The organism is Cupriavidus cauae, assembly GCF_008632125.1.
In the GTDB taxonomy this organism is placed as follows: domain Bacteria; phylum Pseudomonadota; class Gammaproteobacteria; order Burkholderiales; family Burkholderiaceae; genus Cupriavidus; species Cupriavidus cauae.
In genome coordinates, this window is record NZ_VWRN01000030.1 from 227094 (window position 1) to 238019 (window position 10926).

Annotated in this window: 9 protein-coding genes; 3 read left to right on the plus strand and 6 right to left on the minus strand. The window is 66.8% G+C overall.

Annotation, left to right across the window (positions count from 1 at the left end):
• Positions 1-26 precede the first annotated feature (26 nt).
• Positions 27-752, minus strand: coding sequence for a (Fe-S)-binding protein (locus F1599_RS10955; protein ID WP_150083096.1), 726 nt, complete (start codon positions 750-752; stop codon positions 27-29).
• Positions 753-1002: 250 nt separating this feature from the next.
• Between F1599_RS10955 and F1599_RS10960 the strand changes: the two genes are divergently transcribed.
• On the plus strand, positions 1003-1788 hold the full coding sequence (locus tag F1599_RS10960; RefSeq protein ID WP_006578410.1) for an IclR family transcriptional regulator: 786 nt from the start codon (positions 1003-1005) through the stop codon (positions 1786-1788).
• 152 nt (positions 1789-1940) lie between these two features.
• A complete protein-coding gene (locus tag F1599_RS10965; RefSeq protein ID WP_150083098.1) occupies positions 1941-3353 on the plus strand; it encodes an FAD-binding oxidoreductase in 1413 nt (470 codons plus the stop codon).
• Positions 3354-3495: 142 nt separating this feature from the next.
• Here F1599_RS10965 and pbpG read toward each other — a convergent pair whose 3' ends face one another.
• From pbpG to F1599_RS10980, 3 genes are all read right to left on the minus strand, one after another.
• On the minus strand, positions 3496-4731 hold the full coding sequence (gene pbpG / locus F1599_RS10970; RefSeq protein ID WP_150083100.1) for a D-alanyl-D-alanine endopeptidase: 1236 nt from the start codon (positions 4729-4731) through the stop codon (positions 3496-3498).
• A gap of 402 nt (positions 4732-5133) precedes the next feature.
• Positions 5134-5580, minus strand: coding sequence for an acyl-CoA thioesterase (locus F1599_RS10975; protein ID WP_149318908.1), 447 nt, complete (start codon positions 5578-5580; stop codon positions 5134-5136).
• A 45-nt stretch (positions 5581-5625) separates the two neighbouring features.
• Positions 5626-6501: a DMT family transporter gene (locus F1599_RS10980; RefSeq protein WP_395895393.1), complete on the minus strand. Its 876-nt coding sequence runs from the start codon at positions 6499-6501 to the stop codon at positions 5626-5628.
• Between the two features lie 578 nt (positions 6502-7079).
• On the opposite strand from F1599_RS10980, the gene F1599_RS10985 reads away from it, so the two are divergent.
• Positions 7080-7655: a phasin family protein gene (locus F1599_RS10985; protein WP_149318958.1), complete on the plus strand. Its 576-nt coding sequence runs from the start codon at positions 7080-7082 to the stop codon at positions 7653-7655.
• A gap of 443 nt (positions 7656-8098) precedes the next feature.
• On the opposite strand, the gene lpdA is transcribed toward F1599_RS10985, so the two are convergent.
• Positions 8099-9913, minus strand: a complete 1815-nt coding sequence (gene lpdA, locus F1599_RS10990) for a dihydrolipoyl dehydrogenase (RefSeq protein WP_149318910.1) — start codon at positions 9911-9913, stop codon at positions 8099-8101.
• A 24-nt stretch (positions 9914-9937) separates the two neighbouring features.
• Positions 9938-10926, minus strand: a 989-nt coding sequence (locus F1599_RS10995; protein WP_150083104.1) for a dihydrolipoyllysine-residue acetyltransferase, incomplete at its 5' end; no start/stop codon positions are given.

The following is a 10926-nucleotide window of genomic DNA, read 5'->3' on the forward strand; positions in this document are numbered from 1 at the left end:
GCGTGGATCCGCGGTCGATGCGGGGTTCAGGCGTCGCCGGCCAGGACCTGGGCGATATGCAGCACGCGGGTGCGCGTATCGCCGGTCCGGCGCAGGCGGCCTTCGATATTGAGGATGCAGCCGAGGTCGCCGAGCACCACCGCGTCGGCGCCGCTGGCGGCGATATTGGCGCACTTCTCGTCGACGATCGCGGTCGAGATATCGCCGTACTTGACCGAGAAGGTACCGCCGAAACCGCAGCAGGCCTCGCAGTCCTTCATCTCGGTCAGCTGCACGCCGGGCAGCTTGCCCAGCAAGGCGCGCGGCTGCTGCTTGACGCCGAGCTCGCGCAGGCCGGAGCAGGAGTCGTGGTAGGTGATGTGGCCGGAGAAGTTGCTGTCGAGCTTGTCGACGCGCGCCACGTTGACCAGGAAATCGGTCAGTTCGTAGACCCGCGGGCGCAGGCGCTCGTAGCGGCCGTTCAGTTCGGGATCGTTGCGCAGCAGGTCGCCGTAGTGATGCAGGATCATGCCGCCGCAGGAGCCCGACGGCACCACCACGTAGTCGAACATCTCGAACTCGCGCAGGAATTTCTCGGCCAGGTCCCGCGAGGCGGCGCGCTCGCCGGAGTTGTAGGCCGGCTGGCCGCAGCAGGTCTGGGCCTCGGGGACCATGACCTCGTAGCCGGCCTTCTCGAGCAGCTTGAGCACCGAAAAGCCGATCTCAGGCCGCATCAGGTCCACCAGACAGGTGACGAACAGACCGACTCGCATGGTTTCCTTACCTTTTTCCAGACCCAAAACCCCCCAATTATGCGCTTTTGCGCCGCGGGTCCGCCACTGCGGCGAGCCGCGACGGTCGCTTTTTATCGGCCGCGGGGGCCTTTCAGGGACCTTCCGCTGCCCCAATTTGGGGCTTTCGACGTGCCGAATGCCCGACTATGACATTTCACGTATTGAAATTTTCACGATGCGAGATAGAATCAGGCAGTCGCTTAATATGCCGCATGGCAACAATTTCCCCATGGCTGAAGCAGAGAAGGAACCCGGCAAGACGTCGATCCAGGTGATCGAACGCATGATGACGCTGCTCGATGCGCTCGCGCGGCATGCCGATCCGGTCAGTCTGAAGGAACTCTCCCAGGCTACCGGGCTGCATCCCTCGACGGCGCACCGCATCCTCAACGACATGGTCGCGTGCCGCTTCGTCGACCGCTCCGATCCGGGCAGCTACCGGCTCGGCATGCGCCTGCTCGAGCTCGGCAATCTGGTCAAGGCCCGGCTCTCGGTCCGCGAGGCGGCGCTGGCGCCGATGCGCGCGCTGCACCGCGTCACCGGCCAGACCGTCAACCTGTCGGTGCGCCAGGGCGACGAGATCGTCTATATCGAACGCGCCTACAGCGAGCGCTCCGGCATGCAGGTGGTGCGCGCGATCGGCGGCCGCGCCCCGTTGCATCTGACCTCGGTCGGCAAGCTGTTCCTCGCCGCGGACGAGGTCGCGCGGGTGCGCAACTACGCCACGCGCACCGGCCTGGCCGGCCATACCCGCACCTCGATCACCGACCTGTCCAAGCTGGAGCGCGAACTGAACTGGGTCCGCACCAACGGCTATGCGCGCGACAACGAGGAGCTCGAGCTCGGCGTGCGCTGCATCGCGGCAGGCATCTACGACGACTCCCGCCGGCTGGTGGCGGGCCTGTCGCTGTCGGCGCCGGCGGATCGGCTGCAGGACAGCTGGCTGCAGAACCTGAAGGAAACGGCGTTGCAGATTTCGCGCGGCATGGGCTATACCGCCGATAGTGACGTGTAGCGACGGATAGCGACATGCAGCGGCGCGCAGCCTCGCGCCGCCCCTGCCGCCGGCCGTGCCGCGGCCCCTGCCGCCGCCCCTCATGCCACGCCCCGGAGCGCGATTCCGCGCGCTCCGCCCCTTCCCGATATCGACAGACAGCACACGACGAGATGCAAGACTCCGGTTTTCTGCCGCGCCTGCTCGAGGCGCTGGGACCCGATGTGGTGACCACCGATGCGCAGGCGATTGCGCCCTGGCTGAGCGACTGGCGCGGGATCTACCGGGGCGATGCCCAGGCCGTGGTGCGGCCCCGGAATACCGACGAAGTCGCGCGCTGCCTGGCGCTGTGCCAGCAGTGGCGCGTGCCGGTGGTGCCGCGCGGCGGCAATACCGGCCTGTGCGGCGGCGCGACGCCCGACGATCGCCCCGCCAACGTGGTGCTGAGCCTGGACCGGATGAACGCGATCCGCTCGGTCGATACCATCGCCAACACGATGGTGGCCGAGGCCGGCTGCATCCTCGGCAATCTGCGCCGCGCCGCCCACGACGCCGACCGCCAGCTGCCGCTGTCGCTGGCCGCCGAGGACTCGTGCCAGATCGGCGGCAACCTCGCGACCAATGCCGGCGGCGTCAACGTGGTGCGCTACGGCATGGCGCGCGAGCTGGTGCTGGGGCTGGAAGCGGTGTTGCCCGACGGCGAGGTCTTCCACGGACTGCGCACGCTTCGCAAGGACAACACCGGCTACGACCTGAAGCAGCTGCTGATCGGGTCCGAAGGCACGCTGGGCGTGATCACCGCCGTGGCGCTGCGGCTGCTGCCGCGCACCGATCAGCGCGCCGTGGTGCTGGCCGCGGTGGAATCGCCGCAGCAGGCGCTGCAGCTGTTCTCGCTGCTGTATTCGCGCTGCGGCGCGCGGCTGCAGGCATTCGAATTCTTCACCGGACCCTGCCTCGACCTGGTGCTGACGCATGCCGAGGGCGTGCAGGCACCGTTCGCCGACCGCCATCCCGCCTATGTGCTGGTCGAACTGGCCGACACCACCGACGAGGCGGGACTCAACTCGTTGCTGGAAGCGACGATCGGCGACGCGCTGGAACAAGGGCTGTGCCTGGACGCCGCGGTGTCGGCCTCGCTGAGCCAGGTCGAGGCGATGTGGAAGCTGCGCGAGGAAATCTCCGAAGCGCAGCGCGCCGACGGCCCGCACCTGAAGCACGACATCTCCTTGCCGATCGAATCGATCCCGGTATTCATGGAGCGGATGGCGGCGCGGCTGCGGCAGCTGGACGCGGCGATCCGCCCCTTCGTGTTCGGCCACTTCGGCGACGGCAATCTGCACTACAACCTGTCGCGTCCCGCCGGCGCGCCCCAGGACTGGGCGACGACCCACGGCGAGGCCGTCACGGCCGAGGTACTGGACGAGGTCATGCGCCATGGCGGCAGCATCAGCGCGGAGCATGGCATCGGCCAGCTCAAGCGCGAGTATTTCCACCGCTACAAGGATCCGCTGGAACTGCGGCTGATGGTCGGCATCAAGCGGCTGCTCGATCCGGCGGGCATCATGAATCCGGGCAAGCTGCTCTGATCGGCTGACTGCTGCCAGGCCACGCAGCCGGCCAAGCGGCCGGCGGGCTCAAGAAACGACGACGCGCCCTCGAGGGGCGCGTCTTTCGTTGCGGGCTTCGTTGCGGGCTTTCGTTGCAGCAGGGGCTTGCCCGCGCTGCCGTTCAGATGCCGCGGGCCTGCTGCGACGTCAGCACATAGTGAGGCGAATTGGCGGGGCCTTGCGTCAGGTTCGGCGTGCTCGGGAAGCGGTTCGGCGCCGACGGCGGCGAATGCTCGAGCCAGTCGCGCACGCGGTTGGCGTCGGCGAAGCGGGTCAGGTTGCCGGACGAATCCAGGAACACCATCACCACGTCGCGGCCGCCGACACGCGCCTGCATCACCAGGCAGCGTCCGGCTTCGGAGATGAAGCCGGTCTTCTGCAGGCCGATGTCCCAGTTGCCGCCGCGCACCAGGCGATTGGTGCTGACGTAGTGCTGGGTGCGGCCGAGCACGTTGACCTCATGCTCGGTCTGCGTCGAGAACGCGCGGATGGTCGGATTGCGGTAGGCCGCCTTGACCAGCCGGGCCAGGTCCAGCGCCGACGAGACATTGCTGCTCGACAGGCCGCTCGAATCGACGAAGTGGGAGTCGTTCATGCCCAGCTCGCGCGCCTTGCGGTTCATCGCCTGCACGAAAGCCGGCAGGCCGCCCGGATAGTGGCGGCCAAGGGCGGAGGCGGCACGGTTTTCGGACGACATCAGCGCCAGCAGCAGCAACTCCTGCCGGGTCAGCTGCGTCCCGAAGCGCAGACGCGAGCTGCTGTGCTTCTCGGTGTCGCGATCTTCCTCGGTGATGGTCAGCACCTCGTCCATCGGCAGGCGCGCGTCCATCACCACCAGCGCGGTCATCAGCTTGGTGATCGAAGCGATCGGCAGCACCGCGGCCGCGTTCTTCTGGAACAGGACTTCGTTGGTGTTCTGGTCCATCACCAGCGCGACGCTGGAGCGCAGCGACAGCGCATCATCGGTATCGCGCAGTCCCAGCGCCTCGCCCAGCGACGGACGCGACGGCGGCGTGTAGGCGGCGCGCACGGGCGCGGCCTGACGCTGGACCAGAATGACCTTGCGCTTGCCATTCTTGGAGACGATGACCTTGCGGCTGCTGGTCTTGGCGACCGTCGAACCCTTCGACGAGCGGCTCGCCTTGGCCGACTTGGTCGACGATTTGGCGGACGATTTAGCCGAAGATTTTTGGACTTTGACGACCTTTTCGGTCTTTTTAGCGGATTTGGACGATTGACTCGCCGCCTCCGCCATGGGCGCGGCAATCAGCGCCGCCGACACCAGCATGGACGCCGCCACGGTGGGCAGAGGCAGGGTGCCGAGAAATCTCAGAAATGGGAGGTCGAACCGGGACATGATTCTCGGGCGCGCATCGGGAATGGCGCCAGTGTAGAAAAAAAAGAATTTGTTAGCAAGATTAATGACTTACACAGCGGACTTAAAGTTTCCATTACAGACATTTCCGTAATACGAAAAATAAGACGCTTGCAGCACATGGAAATCTGCATGACGCGGCCTCCCGGCCCGGCAATCTTCCGCCCTGCGCACGCGCATGCCTCACTAACGTCAGATCTGGCGAGAAATTGAGGGGTCGGCGGGAGAGCGGCCGCGTCATCTGGATCAGCAACGCGCGAAACCGGGTTCCGGTTCACATCCGCACCGCAACATTCGCCGCGCGGCGCGCTCCCTGCCCCGCCCCCGATACCGGGCGCGAGGGACAGGCCGGCACGGCACCTGCGCGCGTTCACGTTCACGCTCCTACCGATCCGCAGCCACCACCAGCAGCGGCTCCAGCGCCTTGCGCAGCGGCTCTGGCAAGGCCACCGGGCGGCGCGTCTGGCGATCGACATAGACATGCACGAAGTGCCCTTGCGCGGCGGCGCTGTCATCGCCCTCGCGAAACAGCCCCACCTCGTAGCGCACGCTGCTGTTGCCGAGCCGCGCGACGCGCAGACCCGCGACCACCGTTTCGGGAAAGCTCAGCGAGGCGAAGTAGTTGCACTGCGTCTCGATCACCAGTCCGATGGTGTCCCCCGCCTCGATGTCGAGCACGCCGCGCTCGATCAGGTAGCGATTCACCACGGTGTCGAAATAACTGTAGTAGACAACGTTGTTGACGTGGCCATAAACATCGTTGTCCATCCAGCGCGTCGTGATCGGCAGGAAGTGGCGATAGCAGTCGCGGGTCTGGGCTTGCGGCTTCATGGCAGGCGGTAACGGTAAGCGGAAGGAAGGTTGCGGACCGGCCGTTCAAGCGCGGCGGGACGGCGGCGCCGCGCCGCGCATCACCAGCGCGACGCCGGCCGCGGCGAGCGCCATGCCGGCGGCGGCCATCGGCGGAAAGCGTTCGTCGAACAGCAGCCAGGCCATCACGGCGGTGGTCGGCGGCGTCAGGTACATCAGGCTCGATACGCTGGTCGCGGCGCCGCGCCGGATCAGCACGAACAGCAGCGAGATCGCGCCGATCGACAGCGCCACGATCGACCAGGCCAGCGCGCCGATCATCTCGGTGTTCCAGTCGACCTCGCGCGTCTCGAACAGGAACATCCACGGCAGGCAGGCCAGCGCCGCCGCGGTGAACTGGATCAGCGACCCCATGCGCAGATCGAACACCGGGCAGCGATGCTTCTGATACAGCGTGCCGACGGTGATCGACAGCAAGGCGCCGACGGCGAGCAGCACGCTGAACGGGGTCGCCGCGCCGACCGACAGCTTGCCGGCCACCACCAGCCCCACGCCGACGATGCCGAGCAGCAGACCGGCCCACTGCCAGCCGCGCAGACGCTCGCCGAGGCGCAGCGAAATCAGCGCCGTCAGCAGCGGCTGCATGCCGACGATCAACGCCGCCATGCCGGCCGGCATGCCGAGCTTGACCGCGGCCCAGACGCCGCCCAGGTAACCGGTCTGCAGCAGCAGCCCCGCCAGCGCAATGCGGCCGATCATGGCCCAGTCGACACGGCCGTCGCGCCGCGGCAGCGGCACGCGCGCCAGCGCGACGAACGGCACCATCAGCACCACCACGCCGGCAAAGCACAGGAACAGGAAGGTCATCGGCTCGGCATGCGGCATGCCGTACTTGGCGACGATAAAGCCCGTGCTCCAGATCAGCACGAACAGCCAGGGCATCGACACCAGCCACACGTTGGCGCCGGCGGATGCGGTGCGGCCCGGGGTGGTTTCCACGGCCGGCCTCATGGGCGCCCCTGCATGCGTATGGCAACCACGAAGGGATCGGCAAAAGCGGGAATCGCGATGCTCGGACGGAGACGGGGGGCGGCGTGGCGGGACATCGGCAAGTTGGGTCGAGACGGGCGGGCCCGCGCGGCGGGTGGGCGCGCGGATGCTGCCTGCCCCGCAATGACGGAATGCGCGATGGTAGCACCGCCCTGTTCGTCACGTGTCCGGCGGCCCCTCAAGTGACCCAACGGTGGCAATGTGGCGAAGCCGCCAGGGGGTTTACCCGAGGCTGGTTGTGCGATGCACAAAAACCGCTTGACACACCAGACATGGTCCATACAATACGGAATTGTTGCGACGCACCATTACCCGAAAGACGGTTTCCGGACCGGCCGATCGGCCCCTGGAGCGGAACGCACAAAACCATTCACGCGCCTGGGCTGGCCACCGCAACTTCACGGCCTTGACATCTAGGCGACCTATTTTTGAGTTCGCTTGAACTCGACTTCATTCTGATGGAGACCAGCATGTCCTTTACCCCCGAACAAGTTGCCGCCGCCCACAAGGCCAATCTGGAAACCCTGTTCGGTTTGACCACCAAGGCCTTCGAAGGCATGGAAAAGCTGGTCGAACTGAACATGCAAGTCGTCAAGACCACCCTGGCCGAAAACGTCGAGCACGCCAAGCGCACGCTGACCGCCCGCGATGCCCAGGAACTGGTCGCGCTGCAGGTTTCGCTGATCCAGCCGGTCGCCGAAAAGGCCGTGGCCTACAGCCGCCACGTGTATGAAATCGCGGCCGATACGCAGTCGGAATTCACCCGCGTCGCCGAAGCCCAGCTGGCCGAAAGCTCGCGCAATGTGCAGAGCCTGGTCGACAACTTCGCCAAGAACGCACCCGCCGGTTCGGAATCGACCGTGGCGATCGTGAAGTCGGCCATCTCGGCCGCCAACAACGCCTACGAGTCGGTCCAGAAGGCCACCAAGCAAGCCGTGGAAATCGCCGAAAGCAATTTCCAGGCGGCCGCCACCGCCGCCACCAAGGCCGCCCAGCAAGCGAGCGCCACCGCCCGCACCGCTGGCAAGAAGACCACCGCAGCCTGATCGCGCTGGCTGGTGTTCCCTCGCGGGGCACCAGGCGTCCACGCTGACCTCCGAAGCCCGGCATTCGTGCCGGGCTTTTTTATTGGCTTCGGCACTATGGCCGGCTCGCCGGTCTGACGGGGCCGGAATTTTCGTGGTGGCGTGGTGCTCTGGTGCTCTGGTGCTCTGGTGCTCTGGTGCTCTGGTGCTCTGGTGCTCTGGTGCCCTGGTGCCCTGGTGCCCTGGTGCCCTGGTGCCCTGGTGCCCTGGTGCCCTGGTGCCCTGGTGCCCTGGTGCCCTGGTGCCCTGGTGCCCTGGTGCCCTGGTGGCCGACCGCCCTTCCCTGCCAGCTCGGGGCGCAGCCATCGATGGCTTTCCGGTAATTCTGGCGGTTAATTGCGTTATCAAATAGGACAAGGCCCGCCATCCCGGCGGGCCCTGTCTGTGCTGCTACAACCAGCCGTTCAGCGCTTGCGCGGCGGCGGGACGTCCGTGCAGACGCCCTCGTAGATCTCCGCCGCCATGCCGATCGACTCACCGAGCGTCGGGTGCGGGTGGATGGTCTTGCCGATATCCACCGCGTCGGCGCCCATTTCGATCGCCAGGCACACTTCGCCGATCAGGTCGCCCGCGTGTGTGCCAACGATGCCGCCGCCGATGATGCGGTGGGTTTCCTCGTCGAACAGCAGCTTGGTGAAGCCCTCGTCGCGGCCGTTGGCGATCGCGCGGCCCGAAGCGGCCCACGGGAATACGCCCTTGCCGTACTTGATGCCCTGCGCCTTGCACTGTTCCTCGGTCAGGCCGGCCCAGGCCACTTCCGGATCGGTATAGGCCACCGACGGAATCTGCCTGGCATCGAAGTAGGCCTTCTCGCCGTGCGCGGCTTCCGCGGCAACGTGCGCCTCGTGCACGGCCTTGTGGGCCAGCATCGGTTGGCCGACGATGTCGCCGATCGCGAAGATGTGCGGCACGTTGGTGCGCATCTGGCTGTCGACCTCGATGAAGCCGCGGTCGGTCACCGCGACGCCGGCCTTCTCCGCGCCGATCCGCTTGCCGTTGGGCGCGCGGCCCACCGACACCAGCACCAGGTCGTAGCGCTGCGCTTCCGCCGGGGCCTGCTCGCCCTCGAACTTGACGTAGATGCCGTCCGGCTTCGCTTCGACGCCGACGGTCCTGGTCTTGAGCATCACCTTGTCGAAGCGATGCTTGTTCATCTTCTCCCAGACCTTGACCAGATCGCGGTCCGCACCCTGCATCAGGCCGTCGAGCATTTCGACGACGTCGATGCCGGCGCCCAGCGTGCTGTAGACCGTGGCCATTTCCAGCCCGATGATGCCGCCGCCGATCACCAGCATGCGCTTGGGAATCTCGCGCAGTTCCAGCGCGCCGGTCGAGTCGACGATGCGCGGATCTTCCGGGATGAACGGCAGTTTCACCGCCTGGCTGCCGGCCGCGATGATGGCCTTGTCGAAGCGGATCACCGTCTTCTTGCCGGTGGTGTCCTTGCCGTCGCCGCTGGTTTCCTCGACCTCGAGATGATGCGGGTCGAGGAAGGTACCGACGCCGCGCACGACCTGCACCTTGCGCGCCTTGGCCATGCCGGCCAGGCCGCCGGTCAGCTTGCCGACCACCGATTCCTTGTACTTGCGCAGGCCGTCCAGGTCGATCTTCGCGTCGCCGAACACGATGCCGTGCGCGGCCAGCGCCTTGGCCTCGTCGATGATCGCGGCGTTATGCAGCAGCGCCTTCGACGGGATGCAGCCGACATTCAGGCAAACCCCGCCGAGGCTGGCATAGCGCTCGACCAGCACGGTATTCATGCCGAGGTCGGCGCTGCGGAACGCCGCCGAATAGCCGCCGGGGCCGGCGCCCAGCACCAGCATCTCGCACTGGATGTCGGCGCCGCCGGCATGCGTTGCCGCGGCCGGCGCCGGTGCCGATGCGGGTGCGGGAGCCGGCGATGCGGCCGGAGCCGGCGCGGGGGCCGGGCTGGCAGCCGCGGGAGCCGATGCCGATGCCGATGCCGGTGCAGGCGCCGCGGCCTGCGCCTCGACCGTGCAGATCACCGTGTCCTTGGCCACCTTGTCGCCGACCTTGACCTTGACCTCGACGACCTTGCCGGCCGCCGACGACGGCACGTCCATGCTGGCCTTGTCCGACTCCAGCACGATCAGCGACTGCTCCTGCTCGATCGTGTCGCCCGGCTTGACCAGGACCTCGATCACCTCTACCGCGTCGAAATCGCCGATGTCCGGCACCTTGACTTCGATCACACTCATGCTTTGCTCCTGTGGCCGGGCCGCTTACAGCAGAATGCGGCGGAAATCGGCCAGCAGCTGACCGAAGTAGGTATTGAAGCGGGCCGCCTCGGCGCCGTCGATCACGCGGTGGTCCCACGACAGCGACAGCGGCAGCGTCAGGCGCGGCACGAACTGCTTGCCGTCCCAGACCGGCTTCTGATACGACTTGCAGACGCCCATGATGGCCACTTCGGGCGCATTGATGATCGGCGTGAAGTAGGTACCGCCGAGGCCGCCGAGCGACGAGATCGAGAAGCAGCCGCCCTGCATCTGGTCGGGCTTGAGCTTGCCGTCGCGCGCGAGCTTGGCCAGTTCCGCCATTTCCTGCGCGATCTCGATCACGCCCTTCTTGTCGGCGTCCTTGATCACCGGCACGACCAGGCCGTTCGGCGTATCGGCGGCGAAGCCGATGTTGAAGTACTTCTTGAGAACGAGGTTGTCGCCGTCGAGCGAGGCGTTGAAGTTCGGGAACTTCTTCAGCGCGGCGACCGTGGCCTTGATCATGAAGGCCAGCATCGTCACCTTGACGCCCTGCTTCTCGTATTCCTTGTTCAGCTGCACGCGGAAGGCCTCGAGCTCGGTGATGTCGGCCTCGTCGTGATTCGTGACGTGGGGGATCATCACCCAGTTGCGATGCAGGTTCGCGCCGGAAATCTTCTTGATGCGCGACAGCGGCTTGCTTTCGATCTCGCCGTAGCGGGTGAAATCGACCTTCGGCCACGGCAGCAGGCCGAGCTCGCCGCCACCGGCGCCCGCGGCGGCCGCTTGCGCCGGGGCCGCGGCCTGGCCAGTCATCACGCCCTTGACGTAGCGCTGCACGTCCTCATGGGTGATGCGGCCCTTGGGACCGGAGCCGGGCACGCGCGACACGTCGACGCCCAGCTCGCGCGCGTACTTGCGCACCGACGGGCTGGCGTGCGCGGCCTTGCCGCTGACGCCTGCCGGCGCGGCCTGCGCAGCGGCCGGGGCCGGAGCGGCGGCGGCAGGAGCCG